18 protein-coding genes are annotated in these 19,064 nt (G+C 63.4%); 12 read left to right on the top strand and 6 right to left on the bottom strand.

The features are described 5' to 3' along the window. Positions 1-53 precede the first annotated feature (53 nt). From xth to AC0GUR_RS16275, 9 genes are all read left to right on the top strand, one after another. On the top strand, positions 54-833 hold the full coding sequence (gene xth / locus AC0GUR_RS16315; protein WP_472878559.1) for an exodeoxyribonuclease III: 780 nt from the start codon (positions 54-56) through the stop codon (positions 831-833). Positions 834-863: 30 nt separating this feature from the next. Next, entirely contained in the window at positions 864-1,541 is a 678-nt protein-coding gene (locus AC0GUR_RS16310) for a YecA/YgfB family protein (RefSeq protein ID WP_472878558.1), read from the top strand. Between the two features lie 171 nt (positions 1,542-1,712). Further along, on the top strand, positions 1,713-2,546 hold the full coding sequence (locus AC0GUR_RS16305) for a pirin family protein (RefSeq protein WP_472878557.1): 834 nt from the start codon (positions 1,713-1,715) through the stop codon (positions 2,544-2,546). 742 nt (positions 2,547-3,288) lie between these two features. Continuing rightward, entirely contained in the window at positions 3,289-3,747 is a 459-nt protein-coding gene (locus tag AC0GUR_RS16300; RefSeq protein WP_472878556.1) for an SPFH domain-containing protein, read from the top strand. A 260-nt stretch (positions 3,748-4,007) separates the two neighbouring features. Further along, positions 4,008-4,655: a 16S rRNA (guanine(527)-N(7))-methyltransferase RsmG gene (rsmG, locus tag AC0GUR_RS16295; RefSeq protein WP_472878555.1), complete on the top strand. Its 648-nt coding sequence runs from the start codon at positions 4,008-4,010 to the stop codon at positions 4,653-4,655. 40 nt (positions 4,656-4,695) lie between these two features. Beyond that, positions 4,696-5,559, top strand: a complete 864-nt coding sequence (locus tag AC0GUR_RS16290; protein WP_472878554.1) for a ParA family protein — start codon at positions 4,696-4,698, stop codon at positions 5,557-5,559. Positions 5,560-5,561: 2 nt separating this feature from the next. After that, positions 5,562-6,434 (top strand): ParB/RepB/Spo0J family partition protein, encoded by an 873-nt coding sequence (locus tag AC0GUR_RS16285; RefSeq protein ID WP_472878553.1) that lies wholly within the window; start codon positions 5,562-5,564, stop codon positions 6,432-6,434. Positions 6,435-7,000: 566 nt separating this feature from the next. Then, positions 7,001-7,717 carry a glycosyltransferase gene (locus AC0GUR_RS16280; protein ID WP_472878552.1) on the top strand — a complete coding sequence of 239 codons (717 nt, stop codon included), beginning with the start codon at positions 7,001-7,003 and terminating at the stop codon, positions 7,715-7,717. An 82-nt stretch (positions 7,718-7,799) separates the two neighbouring features. Next, the gene (locus AC0GUR_RS16275) at positions 7,800-8,168 is read left to right on the top strand and encodes a DUF488 domain-containing protein (protein WP_472878551.1); all 369 of its coding nucleotides are present in this window, start codon (positions 7,800-7,802) and stop codon (positions 8,166-8,168) included. A gap of 5 nt (positions 8,169-8,173) precedes the next feature. On the opposite strand, the gene AC0GUR_RS16270 is transcribed toward AC0GUR_RS16275, so the two are convergent. After that, positions 8,174-9,133, bottom strand: coding sequence for a patatin-like phospholipase family protein (locus AC0GUR_RS16270; RefSeq protein WP_472878550.1), 960 nt, complete (start codon positions 9,131-9,133; stop codon positions 8,174-8,176). A 94-nt stretch (positions 9,134-9,227) separates the two neighbouring features. After that, positions 9,228-10,199: a helix-turn-helix transcriptional regulator gene (locus tag AC0GUR_RS16265; protein WP_472878549.1), complete on the bottom strand. Its 972-nt coding sequence runs from the start codon at positions 10,197-10,199 to the stop codon at positions 9,228-9,230. A 143-nt stretch (positions 10,200-10,342) separates the two neighbouring features. Between AC0GUR_RS16265 and AC0GUR_RS16260 the strand changes: the two genes are divergently transcribed. Together AC0GUR_RS16260 and AC0GUR_RS16255 are read left to right on the top strand one after the other, a co-directional pair. Then, positions 10,343-11,245 carry a hypothetical protein gene (locus tag AC0GUR_RS16260; protein ID WP_472878548.1) on the top strand — a complete coding sequence of 301 codons (903 nt, stop codon included), beginning with the start codon at positions 10,343-10,345 and terminating at the stop codon, positions 11,243-11,245. Between the two features lie 114 nt (positions 11,246-11,359). Continuing rightward, on the top strand, positions 11,360-12,184 hold the full coding sequence (locus AC0GUR_RS16255; protein ID WP_472878547.1) for a DUF481 domain-containing protein: 825 nt from the start codon (positions 11,360-11,362) through the stop codon (positions 12,182-12,184). Positions 12,185-12,292: 108 nt separating this feature from the next. Here the strand turns inward: AC0GUR_RS16255 and hemC are convergent, their stop codons facing one another. The 4 genes from hemC to AC0GUR_RS16235 form a co-directional block, all read right to left on the bottom strand. Further along, positions 12,293-13,210: a hydroxymethylbilane synthase gene (gene hemC, locus AC0GUR_RS16250; protein WP_472878706.1), complete on the bottom strand. Its 918-nt coding sequence runs from the start codon at positions 13,208-13,210 to the stop codon at positions 12,293-12,295. A 444-nt stretch (positions 13,211-13,654) separates the two neighbouring features. Continuing rightward, a complete protein-coding gene (locus AC0GUR_RS16245) occupies positions 13,655-14,359 on the bottom strand; it encodes a LytR/AlgR family response regulator transcription factor (protein ID WP_472878546.1) in 705 nt (234 codons plus the stop codon). Next, the gene (locus AC0GUR_RS16240; RefSeq protein ID WP_472878545.1) at positions 14,340-15,416 is read right to left on the bottom strand and encodes a sensor histidine kinase; all 1,077 of its coding nucleotides are present in this window, start codon (positions 15,414-15,416) and stop codon (positions 14,340-14,342) included. The genes AC0GUR_RS16245 and AC0GUR_RS16240 overlap by 20 nt, the downstream gene beginning before the upstream one ends. Positions 15,417-15,520: 104 nt before the next feature. Next, on the bottom strand, positions 15,521-16,186 hold the full coding sequence (locus AC0GUR_RS16235) for an alpha/beta hydrolase (protein WP_472878544.1): 666 nt from the start codon (positions 16,184-16,186) through the stop codon (positions 15,521-15,523). Positions 16,187-16,399: 213 nt separating this feature from the next. Here AC0GUR_RS16235 and AC0GUR_RS16230 point away from each other — a divergent pair, with 213 nt between their 5' ends. Beyond that, positions 16,400-18,835: a S9 family peptidase gene (locus AC0GUR_RS16230; protein ID WP_472878543.1), complete on the top strand. Its 2,436-nt coding sequence runs from the start codon at positions 16,400-16,402 to the stop codon at positions 18,833-18,835. The last annotated feature ends 229 nt before the right edge of the window (positions 18,836-19,064 follow it).

The following is a 19,064-nucleotide window of genomic DNA, read 5'->3' as shown; positions in this document are numbered from 1 at the left end:
GCCGCCCGGATACGGGCGGCGGTGTGGTCGCCACCTTCGCTTACAATGTCCCCATGAAAATCGCCTCATGGAACGTGAACTCGCTCAAGGTGCGCATACCGCACCTCACCCAGTGGCTGGCCGACGCGCAGCCCGACATCGTCGCGTTGCAGGAAACCAAGCTGGAGGACGCCAAGTTTCCGGTTGATGAACTGGCGGCCGCTGGGTATCGCGCCGTGTTCTCCGGCCAGAAGACCTATAACGGCGTCGCACTGCTGGCGCGAGCCGACAAGCACCCGGAATTTGAGGACGTCGTCACCGACATTCCCAACCTCGATGACCCGCAGCGACGCATTCTTGCCGCCACCGTCGGCGGCGTGCGCGTGGTGGACCTGTATGTGGTCAACGGCAAGGCGGTGGGCGATGAAAAATACGCCTACAAACTGGACTGGCTGGCCAAGATGCGCGAGTTCCTTGCACGCGAGATCGAGCGACATCCCAACCTGGTCGTACTGGGCGATTTCAACATCGCGCCCGACGAGCGCGACGTGTACGACCCGGCGACCTGGGGCGAGGACATTCTCTGCTCGCCACCCGAGCGCGAAGCGCTCAAGCGCATCACCGATCTGGGCCTGCACGACAGCTTCCGACTGTTCGAATCGGCGGGTGAACACTACAGCTGGTGGGACTATCGCCAGGGTGCGTTCCGGCGCAACATGGGCTTGCGTATCGACCTGATCCTGATCGGCGACGCGTTGAAATCCGCTGCCAAGGCGGCGGCCATCGACCGCACGCCCAGGACCTGGGAACGCCCTTCCGATCACACGCCGGTAACCGTGGATCTGGATATCTAAGAAGTAAGCAACACCGCAAACAGGCTGCAGATGAATACACCGAAGACCGAATGGCCCAGCTCGCTTGGCGACAACGAACTCGATGAACTGGACCAATACCTGCGCGCCCATGTGGGCGAGGGCGACCTGCTGCTCGATGGTGTGCACGGTCTGCTCTCCGCACTGACGGTAGGGCCGACGCAGGTGCTGCCGGAAGAATGGCTGCCGGAGGTATTGCACGAGCCCTTCACCGACGAAACCGAAGGCAATCGTGTGCTGGCCTTGCTCGCCAAGCTCAACGACTCCATCAGCGCCGAACTCGATGTCGACGCCTACGAGCCGATTCTGGGCGAAGTGGACACCGAGGCCGGCCCGGTGCTTTCTGCCGCCGGCTGGTGCGAGGGTTTCAGCCGTGGCATCGACCTGCGCGCAGGACTGTGGGAAAAGCGTCTCGCTGACGATCCTGGCTTGATGGAGCTGCTGGGTCCGGTGATGGCGCTGGCCGTGGACGAAGGCATCCTCAACGCCGACGCCGAGTTCGAAAAGCTCAGCGAAGAGGAATACGACGAGTGCCTGGCCCAGGTGCCCACCGTGCTCGGCGCCGTGAACCAGTACTGGCACGAGCACCCCGTTTCCGAAGCGGAGATCGAAGCGGCCGTGAAGTCAACCGAAGACAACGAAAAGGATGTCTCGCCGCCGCGTCACCGCAGCGGGCATTGGGTGCATTGAGAGCAGGAGTGAGGGGAGAGGCGTGAGAAGTGAGGGAAGAGCGAGGTTTCTCTCACTTCTCACTCCTCTTCACTCACTGCTCGCTTTCCGCGAACAATCCGTTCCTGTTTGCCATCTTGGGCAACACCGCGCGCGGGATCATCATGTGGTCAGTCCATTAGGAGACCAGCCATGACTGAGCGCAGCATTGTTCGCCGCATTCGCGGAATCGACACGTCCGATGGCGCTGGCGTCAAGCTCAAGCGCGTCATCGGCCAGCCGGGCCTGGATATGCTCGATCCGTTCCTGTTGCTGGACGAATTCCGTTCCGATCAGGCGGGTGATTACATCGCCGGATTCCCGGAGCATCCGCATCGCGGTTTTGAAACCGTGACCTACATGCTTGCGGGCCATATGAAGCACCACGACAACCACGGCAACAGTGGCGATCTGGTGGCGGGCAGCGTGCAGTGGATGACGGCTGGCCGCGGCATTCTGCATTCGGAAATGCCGGAGCAGGAAGATGGCCTGATGTGGGGCTTCCAGCTGTGGGTGAACCTGCCGGCGAAGGACAAGATGATCGCGCCGCGCTATCAGGACATCGGCCCTGAGCGCATTCCTGTAGCGCGTCCTTCCGAAGGTGTCGAAATAAAGGTGATTGCCGGTGAGTTCGACGGCGTGATTGGGCCGGTGGCGGAGATCGTCACGCAGCCGATCTATCTGGATATCTCAGTGCAGCCGGGTGCGTCGGTCACCATTCCGTTGCCGGAAGGCCACGTTGGTTTCGCTTACGTGTTTGATGGCAAGGATGCGGAGGTGGCAGGAGAGTCGCTGGCGCGCAGTGAATTGGCGGTGTTGGGGCGCAGTGGTTCATTGCGCATTGTTGGGCGTGATTCGGCGGCGCGTGTGTTGCTGGTGGCGGGGCATCCGCTCAACGAGAGCGTTGCTCGTTATGGACCGTTTGTGATGAATACGCCGGAGCAGATTCACGAGGCTATTGCGGACTTTCGGGCGGGTAAGTTTTAAGTGGTGTTGTCGCTCCGCAACGGAGCGCGCGCTTTTTGCTCCCTCTCCCCGTTGGGGAGAGGGTTGGGGTGAGGGGCCACTCTTGCCCCACCTTTTCATAAGCACAGTCACCCCGGCGCAGGCCGGGGTCCAGAGCCTCGGTATTTGATTGTGGCGATCCCGCCAGGGTGCCGCCTACGCGGCGGGCGTTTCGATCGCCTGCCGGCGCTCGAGTCACTTTTCTTTTGCTGGCCCAAAAGAAAAGTAACCCAAAGAAAACGGCCTCAAGAGCGGGGTTGTCGTAGCGTCGTGTTGAATACGAGCCTTGGCCGCTGCGAAGCCCGGATCGTCACGATCGCACGACATGCCTCGGAGCTACACCGCAACGCGCCGTCGCGGAGAGGACTTAAGGCATGCGGCATCGCTCTTAGCTCTTCGCCTTTGCTCAATCTCCCTGTGTGGGAGAGGGGGCACTCTCGTCCCAGTTCCGCCGCCAGCCGCTCAGTTCCCTCTCCCATCTCGCCGTACCCCCTCCGCACTAGGACAAACCCACCGTCCAGCACCACAACTGGCCCGGTCGATGCATGGTCACCCGTGCCTGCCAAAGGGTTCACAGATTCAACGACTTAACCCGAATGACGGATTGTAAAAAGTCCTTAGTTCGCCGTTAAATTAGGATTAATCCAAGGGGGCGCAACCGGCTGTACTATCAACCTACAGTCTCTTGCGAAGATTCCATACATAACTAGCTGTTTTTATTGCCATGAATGCCCTGATTACACTCGTTGTCCTGGCTCTGATCGCGATGTTTGCAAGCGCGATCAAGCGTGTGCCGGCCGACCAGGTGCATAGCCTCTATCGCAGGGGCCGCCCGTATCGCCTGTTGCAGCCGGGTACCCATATGACCCTCCCGCTGATTGACCGCGTGGAGCACCGCATCGATCTGAGCGGCCAGGTCCTTCGTTTTGAAGAGTTGCTGCCTGACGCCCACGACGTGCGCGGCACGGTGTATTGGCAGGTGCTTGAGCCCGAGCGCGCCGACGCTGTGATCGAGCAGGCCGACCAGCTGATTCGTGGCGGCGCACTGGCTGCGCTGCGCAAGGAGCCGGAGGTCTACGGCACGGATCGCCGCGATCTGAGCTCCCGCCTCAAGCAGAGCATGAATGGCGCCCTGCGCGAGCGCGGCATGATGGTGACGCGTGTGGAGCTGGAATTTGCCTGATCGGCCCTAAAGCCGGCAGGCCCATGGCGAAGGTGGCCTTAGAGCGCCCGCCACAGGGGAGACCGTTTAAACCCGCTTCGGCGGGTTTTTCTTTGACTGTTGTAGGAGCGCACTTGTGCGCGACAAGCCTGACAGCCGGTGGCAAGGTTGGGTGGTGCGGTCGCGCACAAGTGCGCTCCTACAGTGAGCACCCCCGAAACTGGCATCCAGCGCGCCCTACCCGGATACTTGCGACCCCGTTTCACCAAGGCGTTCCCCTCATGACCTCCCGCCACGATCTGCAAACCCGGCTCGAACGCGGCATCGCCTCGCTGGGCGTGCAGTTGCCGGATGGTGCCGTGGAGCGTCTGCTCGATTACCAGGCACTGCTGGCGCGCTGGAATGCCACCTACAACCTCACCGCCATCCGCGACCCTGCCGAGATGATCAGCCGTCATCTGGTCGATTCGCTGGCCATCCTGCCGTACGTGCACGGCAACTCGCTGGCGGATCTGGGCACCGGGCCAGGCCTGCCGGGCATACCCCTGGCCATCGCCACGCCGGAGCGTCAGGTCTTGCTGGTGGATTCCAACGGCAAAAAGGTTCGCTTCCTTCGCGAAGCCATTCGCTCACTCAAGCTTGAGAACGTGCGTGCCGTGCAGTCGCGGGTCGAAGAGGTGGAAGGTCAGTTCGATTGCATCACTGCCCGCGCGTTCGCCAGCCTGCGCGATATGTTGGACTGGGGTGGTCACCTTTTGACCAAGGACGGCACCTGGCTGGCGATGAAGGGTAAGCACCCCGAGGATGAGCTGGCCGATATGCCCGGCGGTTTCGAGGTGCGCGCGATTCACACCCTGAAAGTCCCCGATGTGGGCGGCGAGCGCCATCTCGTGGTGCTAGGCCGTACAGCCGATCAAACAGGCTGCTAATCTAGCCCCCTTTTCACTCGTTCACGGTATCGACGACACCATGGCTCGCATCATCGCTGTCGCCAACCAAAAAGGTGGTGTGGGCAAAACCACCACCGCCGTCAATCTCGCCGCCGCGCTGGCTGCCGCCAAGCGCCGCGTGCTGCTGATCGATCTCGATCCACAGGGCAACGCCACCATGGCGTCGGGCGTGGACAAGCACGAGGCCAAGCCGAACGGCTGCGAAGTGCTGCTGGACGAAGCGCCGATCGAGAAGGCCATCGTCAGAACCGAGGCGAACTACGACCTGTTGCCCGGCAACGGCGACCTCACCGCCGCCGAATTGAAGCTGATGGACGCGATTGCCCGCGAAAGCCGGCTCAAGGAACAGCTGGCCAAGGTGGCCGATCGCTATGACACCATCCTCATCGACTGCCCGCCGACGCTGCACCTGCTCACGCTCAACGCGTTGACGGCAGCCCATGGTTTGCTGGTTCCGGTGCAGTGCGAATACTTTGCGCTGGAAGGTCTTTCCAGCCTGCTCGACACGGTGAAGGCCGTGCGTCAGCGCCTCAATCCCACGCTGGAAATCGAAGGCCTGCTGCGCACCATGTACGACGTGCGCAACAACCTCGGCAACGAAGTGTCCGCACAACTCACCTCGCACTTCGGCGACAAGGTGCTGCGCTCCATCATTCCGCGCAACGTCCGCCTGGCCGAAGCGCCCAGCCACGGTCAGCCGATCCACCTGTACGACCGCAGCTCGCGCGGCGCCATTGCCTATATCGGGCTGGCCGGCGAAATGATTCGTCGCGAGCGAGGGCTCAATGCCCAGCAGGATCAGGCACACGAGGTGGTGACGCCGATGCTGCACGAAGACTCAGACGAGACGCTCGACGACATCGTCGACATCCATCAGGAGTAAGCATGTCTGCTGCGAAAAAACGGGGCCTGGGACGTGGGCTCGATGCCCTGCTGGGTAGCGTTGACGAACCCGGCAAGCCGTCGGTGCTGGAACAGGAAGGCGAGCTGCGCACGCTGCCGATTCAGCAGATCCAGCCCGGCAAATACCAGCCGCGCCGCCACTGGAACGAAGAAGCGCTAGAAGACCTGGCTGCCTCCATTCGTGCCCAGGGTCTGATTCAGCCGGTGGTGGTTCGCGCCATCGGCAAAAACAGCTACGAGCTGATCGCCGGCGAACGCCGCTGGCGCGCAGCCCAGCGCGCGCAGCTCCACGAACTGCCGGTGCTGGTGAAGGACGTGCCGGAAGTGGCCGTGCCGGCCATGGCGCTGATCGAAAACATCCAGCGCCAGGACCTCACCCCGCTGGAAGAAGCCGACGCCCTCAAGCGCCTCATCGATGATTTCGATCTGACGCACCAGCAGGCTGCCGATGCCGTGGGTCGCTCGCGTGCCGCCGTTTCGAATCTGCTGCGCCTCACCGAGCTGCCGGTATCGATCAAGCGCCTGCTCGATGAAAGCAAACTGGAAATGGGCCATGCCCGTTGCCTGATCACCTTGCCGGAAAGCATGGCCGAAGGCCTGGCGCTGGAAGCCGCCCGCAAAGGCTGGAGCGTGCGCGAGCTGGAAGAAGCCGCCCGTCGTGCGCAGACCGCGCCGAAGGGCAAAGCCAAGCATGCACCGGCACGCGATCCGAATATCGATGCGCTGGAACGCGAACTGGCTGATCGCTTCGCCACCCGTGTGGAAGTGGCGCATGGCCGCGGTGGTCGCGGCAAGCTGGTGATCCACTATCACAGCAATGATGAGCTGGACGGGATTCTGGGCAAGATCCGTTGAGTTGATGGTGTGGGTGACTGGGGCAAGATTGACCCCTCTCCCCGGCCCTCTCTACCACAGGGACTACCTTCGGGTCGCCGCAAGGGGAGAGGGAGCTGAGAGGGAAAAGCTCAGGGCCGCGCCGCGCTGCTTTAAGTCCTCTTCGCGATGGCGCGTTGCGCGTGTAGCCGCATCGCGTGTCGGGCGATCGAAACGCCCGCCGCGTCCCACGGGGACTAGCTTTGCGTCGTAGGCGGCAAGCTGGCGGAGACGCTAAAACCAAGTGCAAAGTCACTGGACCCCGGCCTGCGCCGGGGTGACGGTGCTTATGAAAAGGTGGGGCAAGAGTGGCCCCTCACCCCAGCCCTCTCCTCGCTCCTCAAAGCCGCGGCCATCCATGGCCACTCTCCGCGTGCCCCAAAGGGGAGAGGGAGAAGTGGCGTTCATGCGCGAAAACGCGGTCAAAATCGCTGAATGTCATCGCCATCCTGCGCATGGAACACCCCCGATCCTGACGCCACGCCTCCCACCCACTAGAATAGCGCCCTGGCGCCAAGCGCCCCCTGCTTCAAGATAAGGCTCACCCCATGCCCCAATTGTCCGTCGTCGTGCCTGTATTCAACGAGCGCGACAACATCCCGCCGCTGCTCGCCGAAATCGCCGCCGCCCTGCGTGGCAAGGCCGACTTCGAGATTGTGTACGTGGACGACGACTCCAGCGACGACAGCGTGGCCGTGCTTGCCGCAGAAAAAACCAAATACCCGGAGCTGCGCGTCGTGCGCCACCTGACCCGCAGCGGTCAGAGCACCGCCGTGTGGAATGGCGTTCGTGCCGCGCGCTCGCCGTGGATCGCCACGCTCGACGGCGACGGCCAGAACGATCCGGCCGACATCCCCAAGCTGCTCGCCGAACGCGACCAGGCACAGCCCAACGTGCGCCTGTTCGCCGGCTGGCGCACCACGCGCCGTGACAGCTTCAACAAGCGCATCTCGTCCAAGATCGCCAATGCCGTGCGTTCGCGCATGCTCAAAGACAGCACGCCGGATACCGGCTGTGGCCTCAAGCTGTTCGATCGCGACGTGTTCATGCGCTTGCCCTACTTCGACCACATGCACCGCTACCTGCCGGCGCTGGTGAAGCGCGCGGGTTTCCAGAGCACCAGCGTGCCGGTCGGTCACCGTCCTCGCACCGCCGGCACCTCCAAGTACGGCATGCTCGATCGCCTGTGGGTGGGCATCGCCGACCTGCGTGGCGTGGCCTGGCTGATGCGCCGTGGCAAGGTGACCCAGGTCGAAGAGATCTAAGTCCCTCGAGGACGCGGGCGGCTCGTGACAGGTCGTTCATCGGCGTATGCTGATGATTCCCCTTTTGGGAGGCCGCCCGTTCATGACCATCGTCATCAAGCGCGTGTATGAGCCTGCCGCCACGAGCGACGGTTATCGTGTCCTGGTCGATCGGCTCTGGCCGCGAGGCTTGAAGAAGGAAGACGCCGCACTCGATGCGTGGTCCAAGGAGCTGGCGCCCTCGTCAGCGCTACGCAAATGGTTTGGCCATGATCCCGCACGCTGGGAGGCTTTTCGCCACCGCTACGCGACGGAACTCGATGGCACCTCCGAATACTGGCAGCCACTGGCTACCAAAGCCTCGCGCCGACGCATCACCCTGCTCTACGGCGCACGCGATGACGAACACAACAACGCGGTCGCGTTGAAGTGCTACCTCGACGCCTGGCTCAAGGCACACGGGCCGCACTGATTCCATCAAGGCATGGGTGCGTAATGCCCACGGTGCGTCGGCTGCCAGCCGGTCAGCATGCGTCGCGCCTGCGCGCGACCCAGTTCAATTAGTTCGCGAGCGCGATAGAACTCGTACACGGTAGCCACGTTGCGCGGCATGCGTATCAGCAAGTCCGGTTCATAGGCCGCCAGGCGCAGGCGTGAAAGATTGGCCTGCATCAGATCCATCGACTGCGTAAGCAACTCCAGCACGCCGGGTTCGCGCGGCTTGTCGTTGCCATTGGGCATCAGCTTGCCGATGAACTCGCTGATGCGAGTCCGCTGGTTGCTGGATGGTTCCATGGAAGCGGCCGGCATTTGGACCGGTACCGTGCTGTCGACCGGACCATCCATGCTCACTGCAAAGAGGTAGTCCGCCGATTCGCGGATCAGCGGCGTGACTGGCACGGGATTGAGCAACCCGCCGTCGACCAGCCGCCGATCCGACAGTGTCTGCGGACGGAACACCGTAGGTATGGCGATCGATGCACGTATCGCATCGAACAGCGGGCCACGCGTCAGCCACACCTCACGTTCGCGATCGAGGTCGGTGGCCACGGCAGTGAAGGCGATCGGCAATTCTTCGATAACGACATCGCCGATCAAGTCGCGCAACGTGCCGATGATGCGTTCGCCCTTGATCAGCCCGCCACCCGACAGTGTCCAGTCGACCAGCTTCAGCACATCCATCTTGGCCAGCGAGCACACCCAGTCGCGATACACGCTCAGCTTGCCCGCAGCATAGATACCGCCGATCACCGCACCCATCGAGGTGCCGGCGATGGCGACGATCTCGTAGCCCTGTGCCTGAATCTCCTCGATGGCACCGATATGCGCCAAACCTTTCGCGCCGCCGGAACCAAGTGCGAGTGCAACGGTCGGTTTGCGGGTAGAGGTCGCAGCGGAAGGCGAAGGAGAGGGATCGGCGATGTCGGTAGAGCTCATGCGTGACAAGATGAGAAGTGAATGGAGAGAAGTGAGGAGTGAGAGAGGGCGTTCCGCCTACGTCTCACTTCTCACTCCTGTTTACTCACTTCTGTCACTTATAGCTACCCAGCGCCAGCTGCAGTTGGATCTTCAGCTCTTCGCGCAGCGAGAGCGGCGCAACCACTTCGGCATCCGGGCCGTACTTGAGCACGTCCATCAGCAGTTCCTTGGAATTGGAATAGGGCACCTGCAACTCGTAGCGGCCGTCCGGCAGCCACTCGCCCTTCTGCTGCGAATGCCAATGCTCATCGGCGACCCAGCGCGCGGCGTGCTGCGAGAAGCGCAGAGTGGCCCAGGCCTTGGGTTTGCCGGCGAAGATGCCGTAGCTGGAGGCGAGTGCGTCGTTGAGCTCCTGCTCGGTGACGTCGCGTGCAGGTTCGTCCAGCGCCTGCGGTTCGGCAATGCGATCGACGGCGAAGCTGCGCAGCGCCTCGCGGTCGTGATCCCACACATCCAGGTACCAGTTGTCGCGGTAATGCGTCAGCCGCTGTGGCGACACCTTGCGATGACTGTCGGAATTGGTGGTGCGTGCGCGATAGCGGAAGCGCAGCTGCTTGCGTTCAAGCACGGCGCCGGCCACCACGCGGAACACTTGCTGGTCGAGCTTGCGCTCACCCCATGCAATCACGCGGATGCGTTCAATCGGCAACGCCTTGCCGCTGCCTTGATCGGACAACAAGTGCTCGATGCGTGCCTTGAACGGAGCAAGTGCTCCGGCAAGTACGCCCGGTCCGCTGCGCCCGATCAGCTCGTTGAGCGCAAGCAGCGCCGCGAGTTCATCAGAGGTCAGCCACAATCCCGGCAACTCGAAACGCTCGCCCTCGCCTACCGCGTAGCGGAATGCGGCGTGTTCGCCGCCCGCACTTTCGATAGGCGCGCCAAGCGCATCGCGAAGAAACGCGACGTCGCGGTAAAGCGTGGCTCGCGAGCACTCCAGCTCGTCCATCAGGCGAGGCAGAGGCACGGGGTAATGCGCCGACTTGAGCAATCGGTGCAGGGTCAGAATGCGCTCGTAACGATCCATGAAATGATTTTCGACGGCAGCCTCCGCGTAGCATGCGCACGGTTGGCTACAGCTGCAAGTCCATCAAGGGGTGGAATCACATTGGACCACGCAACGGTCCCACGCATGTGATCCACCGTTCACGCAGAGAAGACACCACGCTCATGAAGTCGCGCCAAGAAGCCCACTGGAGCAAGGCTCTCGACAGCCAGCAGGCCACTGCACCTCCCCCGCCGCGGACGCTGGGTGCCACGCTATTGCACGTATTCGCCTACAGCGGTTTGGGCATCTGGATGCTGCTCGGGCTATTGCTGGCGGTGGGCGTGTACCCGGATGGTCGTGGCGACGCGCTGGTGCCGCTGGCGCTGGGCGCCGTGCTGGTAGGGCTTGGGCTACTTGCAGCTTGCTTGCATACGCGTTGGATGCCGGTCTGGAACGGGTGGCACATAGGCAAGGGCACACGACCCACGCGGCAGGCGTTGATTACGCTCGCCACCGTGTTGCCTGCCTTGGCTGTGGCTGGGTTGGCCCGAGGCGACAACGCCTTCTGGGCAACTCGCCTGGCCGGCTCGGCGCTGACCCTGTGCAGTCTGTGCAGTTTGATCATGACCGCCCAAGGTGATGCGAGGCGTCAGGCACCGGGCATCGATATCCATCTGGCGACGCAGTTGCCGCTCAGCCGCGTCGTTTCGGCGACGTACGGAGGCGGCCTGTGGCTGTGGATGTGCGCGACCGGGCAGGAAGGCAGTGATCGCCCGGGACAATCGTTGGCATGGATCGTCACTCTGTTGATGCTGGCCTTGCTGCGTGGGCTGGTAGAAAACTTGCGCTGGCAAGCGGCGCTGCAGCGGGTGATGGGCTCACGCTCACGGCTGGAACTGCAGCCGCGCCGTTATCTGGCAGCGTTCCTCGCCTATGCGGTGCCTTGCATCGCGCTGATGCTGGTGAGCTTCATTGGCGGGCATCTGGTCATCGCCGCCGTGGCGGCCGTCAGTGGCAGTGTCGGTATGGCCACCGAGCTGAGTTTGTATGATGGAGCCCTGGCGGCACTCCCCGATAGCCGCTGAATGGCCATCTGACGCCATTTTTCCCCCACGAAGAGCGCCCTGTTCAGAGGGAGTTCAATCCGCCTCGCTATGGTGGCGGCCTGCTTTTGTTTAACGAAAAAGGAACAATTCTCGATGAAGAAGACCCTGATGGCGGGCGCTCTGCTCGCGGCGCTGGTGAGTTTTGGCGCGCAGGCCGACGATGCACCGGCCGCCACAGCCGCTTCCAACCCTTCCGACAACGGTGGCTGGTCCGGATCCGGTGAGTTCGGCTTCGCGTCCTCCTACGGCAACTCCCGCTCGGAGAACATCAACGCCAAGCTCGGCCTGGCCCAGGAAAACGACATGTGGAAGAACAACTTCTTCCTCAACGGCCTGCGCTCCAAGGGCGAAGTGAAGGTGATTGACCAGTCCGGCAACCAGGTGGATCGCCTGGAAACCACCGCCAATCGCTACGACACCGGCGCTTCCGTGGGCTACAAGCTTGACCCGCGCAGCTACATCGTCACCGCGGCCCGTTATGAGCACGACGATTTCGGCGCCAACCTGTGGCAGGGCATTATCTCGGTGGGCTATGGCTACATCGCGCTGAAGACCAACAGCACCGAGCTGTCGTTCGAAGTCGGCCCCGGTTACAAGCGCTATCGCCCGGCGGATGTCACCGAGCAGGTGAACGGCGTGACCAGCAATGTTCGACAGGACACGCAGAGCGAAGCCGTCGGCCGTGGCCTGGTGAACTACAAGCAGCGCCTCACCGACAACACCGCGCTGGAAGACACGCTGCTGGTGGAAGCAGGCTCGAAGAACAAGTACTACCAGAACGACATCGGCCTGTCGGTCAGCATGACCCGCAAAATGGCGCTCAAGCTCGGTTATCAGGTGCGCTACAACAGCGACGTGCAGCCGGGCACGGACAACACCGATACGCTGGTGACCACCAACCTGGTCTACAACTTCTAAGACGCCTCAAAGCACCCTTGTAGGAGCGCACTTGTGCGCGACGGCAGCGCTTCGTCGATGCCGAATCGCAGGTTGGTCGCGCACAAGTGCGCTCCTACAGGGACATGCTTAGCGGTGCAGCAATGGGCCGGCGCCTTGTTCAAACAAGGCCTCGGCCACGCGCTTGCCCAGCGCCTCCGCCTGATCACCGTCCGCCTGTGCTTCGGCCAGAATCAGGCGACCGCTACGCACGTCCCCCACCATGCCGCGCAAGTGCAGGCCGTGTTCGGTCACCGTGCACCACGCACCCACCGGCACCGTGCAGCTGCCGCCCAAGGCGTGGTTCATCGCGCGCTCGGCGGTGACAGCGAGACGGGTTTGCGCATCGTCCAGTGCGGCCAGCAGATCCAGCACGGCGGGTTGGTCAGCGCGCGCCTCAATGGCAATGGCCGCCTGCCCCGCCGCCGGCAGCCAGTCCGGTGCGCTAAGGCGACCGCGAATCCGCGAGGACAACCCCAACCGTTCCAGCCCTGAACAGGCCAGCAGGATGGCGTCGTAATGACCGGCATCGAGCTTGGACAGTCGCGTACCGACATTGCCGCGGAGATCCAGCAGGGTGAGGTCAGGCCGAACCGCGCGGAGCTGCGCCTGGCGACGCAGCGACGACGTACCCACGCGCGCGCCGAGAGGCAGCGCCGCGAGGTCGGCGTAATCGTTGCTGATGAAGGCGTCTGCCGCATCGGCGCGCGGCAGGATGGCGGGCAGCGCGAAGCCCGGCTCCAGCTCCGCCGGCACGTCCTTCAGCGAATGCACGGCGAGGTCGGCGCGGCCTTCCAGCATGGCCACTTCGAGTTCTTTCAGAAACAGGCCCTTGCCGCCAATGTCGGCCAACGGCTTGTCGATAATCTCATCGCCCCGCGTGGACATCGGCACCAAATCCACCGCCAAACCGGGATGCGTGGCACGCAGCTCGGCGGCAACGTGTTCGGCCTGCCACAGGGCGAGAGCGCTCTTGCGGGTAGCAATACGCAGGATGGATGGCGTCATGGTGATCTCGGTGGAGGCGTCGCGCGTCGCGTCGTCGGGGAATGCCATTGTCGCGTAATCCAGACCGTCCGCGCAGTGGTTTTTCCCGTTGCACGTCGTCGCATGGCGGCTAAGGCAACGCTGATGAAGTATCGCCGCCGTCATGATGTCTGGAAGGCCGGCAGGCTGTGTCGCGTGGTGCCGGGAAGACTGGCCGTCTTGCCAAGCCGCGCGGCGCAGCCTGCGGGCCTTCCAGACATCACCCCGCCACTCTAAATTCAATACGTTGGGGCCAGCCCTGTCTGTCCGCAGGCCTTCGGTCCCTTGGCTCGACAGACGGCCAGTCTGCTTTCCTCGCTCCTCAAGGCCGCAGCCATCCATGGCTGCTCTCCGCGTGCGCCAATGGCCCTGTGACCTGCGAACAGACAGGGCTGGTGACGACGGCGATACTTCATCAGCGTTGCCTTAACCCATGCGCAGCAGCTTGCGCAGCGTCGGCAGGTTGCGCCGGCTGACTTCCGGCGTGAGTTCAGTGCCGCTGAGCCGCGCCAGTACGCGGCCGTCGGTGAGCGTTTTCAGGCCGACCAGCCGTTGCGACGGCACCAGGCAATTGCGATGCAGGCGAATCAGCGCCTCAGGATAGGTTTCTTCCAGTTGCCGCAGCGATTCTTCCAGCAGCAGTTGGCCGCCGCGGTGCTGAACCACCACGTATTTCTCCTCGGCTTGCAGGCAGATCACATCGTTCAGCGCCACGCGCACCTGCTCGCCGCGCAAGCGGCCATGCAGATAGCTGGTGGTTTCGCGCGGTGTTTGCAGCAGACGCTGGCGCGCACGCTGCAGAGCCTCGTTGAGCCGCTCCAGCCGTACCGGTTTCAGCAGATAGTCCACCGCACCGAGCTCGAATGCGTGCAAGGCGTGGCTTTCGTAGGCCGTGCAGAACACCACCTGGGGCCGCTTGCGTCCGGCCAGCCGTTGCGCCACCGCGGTGCCGCTGAGGCCAGGCATGTTGATGTCCAGCAGCAGCAGATCGGGCTGAAGCTCGCCGATCGCTTCCAGCGCAGCTTCGCCATCCGCCACGCTGCCGACTACCTCGACATCGCTGCTTTCGCCGAGCAGGGCGGTGAGTCGGGTGCGAGCCAGTGGCTCGTCGTCAACGATCAGTACGCGCATCGGTAGAGCCTGAGTGTTCCGGAAGTTGCAGGCGCACCACAAAGCGGTCGCCCATCGGACCCGCCAGCACCTGGGCGCGCGGGCCATAACGATAAGCCACGCGCTGGCGCACGTTCTCCAGGCCATGGCCGTGGCCGCCCTGCGAGGGTACGCCACCGCGCGGGTTGTCGATTTCGATGATGATGCCGTCGCGCTCCCGCCAGCCGCGCAGAATTACCTCGCCGCCTTCACGCAGCGGCTGGATGCCATGGCGCACGGCGTTCTCCACCAGCGGTTGCAGCAACAGTCGCGGCAACGGGAAAGCGAGAGGCAGCTCATCCCACTCGCGCTGCACGTGCAAGCGAGGGCCAAGCCGCAGCTGCTCGATGGCCAGATAGCGATCCACCAGGGTCAGCTCGTCGCCCAGGGTGCCGTCCTGCGTGCTGTGTTCACCCAGCGCGGCGCGGAAAAGCTCGGAGAGATCTTCCACCGTACGCTCCGCCGCGGCCGGATCGACGCGAATCAGCGCCGCCACCGTGTTCATGCTGTTGAACAGGAAATGCGGACGAATACGAGCCTGCAGCGCCGCTACCTGGGCCTTGCTCACGGCCGCCAGTCGCGTCTGCCACTGCGCCAGCAGATAGAAATACCGCAACATGGCGGCGCCGAGCAGGGCAGCGATGGCGATGTTGTTGATCACGAAATCGCCGGTGGTGTCGTAGAGCAAATCCATCTGAATGGCCTGATCCACCCAGTGCACCACGGCACTGCCACCGGCCACGATCAGCACCATCACCAACCACACGCTGGCGTACGAAGCGTTGCCGGGCAGGCGCTGCAACCACGGGCGCAGCTTGCACAGCGCCAGGCCGATCACCAGCGCCAGCCAGACCGCGAACAGCATGCCCACGCTGTAGCCGCGCCAGCCGTGACTGTTGTTGGGCGCCAGCGACATCACCGTGACCATGATGCCGGCCATCACCAGCAGCGCAAAAATCACTGGGCCGCTGCAGAAATCAGGCAGCGCGTGATGTTCGGCGCGGTGAGGCGCAGGCGGTTCGGTGGTGGATCCCCTCATGCGGGGGAGTATGCCGGAAGCGTGGAATGGGGGCTGCGAAGCCTTTCGTCATTCCGCCCCCTGCGCCGGAATGACGGGCTAGGGGGCGATGAAGTGCGGCGTGCTCAGCCCGCCAAACGCGCCGTCATCCACGAACGCAGATCGTCCACTTCCTCGGCGCACACCGAATGTGGCATCGGGTAGGTGTGCCAGGACACCGGATAGCCCAGCGACTGCAGCAGGTCACGTGAAGCCACGCCGCGCGTCAGTGGCACGATCGGGTCACCGGTGCCGTGGCCCCAGAATACCGGCGTTTGGGCGTTGGCGGCGCTGCGTTCGGCGGCAAAAGCCTCCTGCAACGGCAGATAGGTGGACAGCGCAATGATGCCGCCCAGCTTATCGGCATGGCGCAGGCCAGCCGAGAGCGCAATGGCGCCGCCCTGTGAAAAACCGGCCAGCAGGATGTTGGCGGTGGGCACGCCGCGCTCGTTCTCGCGGGCGATCAAGGCCTCCACGTTGGCGATCGAGGCGCGCATGCCGCTTTCGTCCTGACGTGACACCAGATCCACGCCCACGATGTCGTACCACGCGCGCATCGGCATGCCGCCGTTGACCGTTACAGGGCGCACCGGCGCATGGGGAAACACAAAGCGCAGCGCCGGCCACTCCGGCGACACCAACTCCGGCACGATGGGGGCGAAGTCGTTGCCATCCGCCCCCAGCCCGTGCAACCAGAGCACGCTGTGGGTGGGTTGGGTGGCGGTTTCGGTCTCAACGGTAGGCAAGTGCATGGGCGTTCGCAGGGGGCAGGGAATGTCGGGAGGCATGCCCAAAAGGCACGCCGCAGAATCTCACCGAACGCACCAACGGCCTGCAGGCCGACACAGACGGCCGGGTAACACCCAAGACTAGCTGCCTAGGCTCCTAGATTGAACCGGGACCAACGGCGCTTGAATGCCTGAATGCCTTGGCTATGCTCCAAGGTTTTGACTGTGGAGCCCTCCATGCGCCGAATGCTGTTCGCCGGCCTAGCCGCCCTCGCCGCGTTACCCGCTGCGGCCCTGTCGCCTTCCGCCAACGGTGCGCAGCTGGATCTGGAAACCATCATGGCCAATCCGGACTGGATTGGCGCCGCGGTGGAATCGCCCTACTGGAGCGTGGACGGACGTAGCGTCTACTACGAACTCAAGCGCGACGGCAGCAAGGTGCGCGATCTCTATCGCGTGGATCTGACCAGCGGCCAGAGCACCCAGCTCGACCCGGCCGCCGTGGCACAGGCCGAAGGCCCGGCCGTGTACGACCGCGCGCACCGGCGCGCCGCCTTCGTGCGTCATGGCGACATCTTCATGGTGGATCTCGGCAGCGGCCGCCGCGTGCAGGTCACTCGCAGCACTGAGCCAGAATCCGCGCCGCGCTTCTCCGCCGACGGTCGCAACTTGCAATACCGTCAGGGCAACAACTGGTTTGTTTACGACATCGTCGCCGGTGTCAGCGCACCGGCCGCCGTGCTGCGTTTCGCCGAAGACCCGCAGGCCAAGCAGCCCGATGCGCTCGGCGCGCAGCAGCTGGAACTGTTCCGTTCGCTGCGCGAGAACAAGTCCGACAAAGACGCCCAGCGCGCCAACGACGACGCGCTTGCCGCCGCCGATGTCGGCCGCGCGCCCAAGCCCATTTACCTCGGCGAAGGCGCCGAGCTGATGGATACCGAATTGTCGCCGGACGGCCGCTGGATGCTGGTGGTGACCAAGGCCAAGGACGCCAAGGAAGGTCGCAAGCCCGAAGTCACCCACTTCGTCACCGACTCCGGCTACGCCGAACGCCAGGAAACGCGCACCTATGTCGGCCGCTACGACCCAGCACCGCAGTCGCTGGTGCTGGTGGACCTGAAGGCCGCCAAGTTCTACCCGCTCAAGACCGATGCCCTGCCGGGCATCAAGGACGATCCGCTGAAGGATCTGCGCACCAAGGCCATCGCCGCCCTCGAGAAGGACGGCAAGAGCGATCAGGCCAAAGCCCTGAAGGCACCGGACGTGCGCGCCGTGCGCATCGTTTCCATCGCCGATGATGGCGGTGGCGGCGGCATCATTTGGAGCGACGACGGCCAGAACGCGGCAGTGCAGCTGCGCGCCATCGACAACAAGGATCGCTGGATCGCCAGCGTCGATTTCGACAAGCACGCGCTGGTCAACCAGCATCGTCTGACCGACAAGGCGTGGATCAACTGGGGCTTCAACGATTTCGGCTGGCTCAAGGACAACAGCACACTGTGGTACCTGAGCGAAGAAACCGGCTACTCGCAGCTCTTCAGCAAGAGCCTCAACGGCAGGGCGAGGGCACTCACCAGCGGCAAATTCGAAGTGAGCCACCCGGTGCTCAGCGATGACGGCCAGTGGTTCTACCTGCGCACCAACCAGGTCGCGCCGTACAGCTACGACGTCTATCGCGTGCCTGCTGGCGGCGGCGAACTGAGCCGCCTCACCCAGTACCAGGGCATGAACGACTTCGTGCTGTCGCCGGATGGCCGCCAGCTTGCCGTGCTGCACTCGTCGCCTTACGTGCTGCCGCAGCTTGCCGTGCAGGATGCTGCCGGCGGTTCGCCGCGTGAACTTACCAACACCATGAAGCCGGCATTCACCGCGCATGCGTGGCTGCAGCCGCAGATCGTCGGCATGCCCTCCTCGCATGGCGCGGGCACCATCTGGGCCAAGTACTACGGCCCGGCCGACGCAACGGAAGCAGCATCGCGCCCCGCGGTGATCTTCGTTCACGGTGCGGGCTACCTGCAGAACGTCACCCTGTCCTACTCCAACTACTTCCGCGAACAGATGTTCCACAACCTGCTCGTGCAGCAGGGTTACGTGGTGCTCGATGTGGACTACCGCGCCTCGGAAGGTTACGGCCGCGACTGGCGCACGGCGATCTACCGTCAGATGGGCCATCCGGAACTGGAGGACCTGCTCGACGGCAAGGCCTGGCTGGTGAAGAACCGCGGCGTGGATCCCAAGCGTGTCGGCATGTACGGCGGCAGCTATGGCGGCTTCATGACGCTGATGTCACTGCTGCGCGCACCGGGTGAATTCGCCGCGGGTTCCGCCCTGCGTCCGGTGACGGACTGGGTCACCTACAACCACGAATACACCTCCAACATTCTCAACGACCCTCAGCTCGATCCCGAGTCGTATGCGATCAGCTCGCCGATCAACTACGCCGACAAGCTGCAGGATCCGCTGGTGATGCAGCACGGTTTGATCGACGACAACGTGTTGGCCAGCGACACGGTGCGCATGTATCAGCGCTTCATCGAGTTGCATAAGAACAACTTCTGGATCTCGTTGTATCCGATGGAGCGTCATGGGTTCACGCATCCGGACTCGTGGCATGACGAGTACCGTCGTATTGATGAGTTGTTCAATACGTATGTGAAGCCGGTAAGGCAGTAAGCGGTTTTGCTCCCTCTCCCCTTTGGGGAGAGGGTTGGGGTGAGAGGTGGGTGCTCGCGGGAACGCGTGTTCCCCTCACCGTCATCCCGGCCATGGCCGGGGTACAGTGCCTTTGCTCTTTCGCTGTGGCGCGAGGTTTCCGCACTCTGGCTCGCCTGCCGCGGGCTTCCGACCTCCTGCCGGAGGCCGGGTCACTTTTCTTTGCTTGCCCAAAGAAAAGTAACCAAAA

Source organism: Dyella sp. PARNA 12/25 (assembly GCF_055702865.1).
The sequence above is the reverse complement of the archived record's forward strand: the minus strand, read 5'-3'. Positions and strand labels throughout refer to the sequence as shown.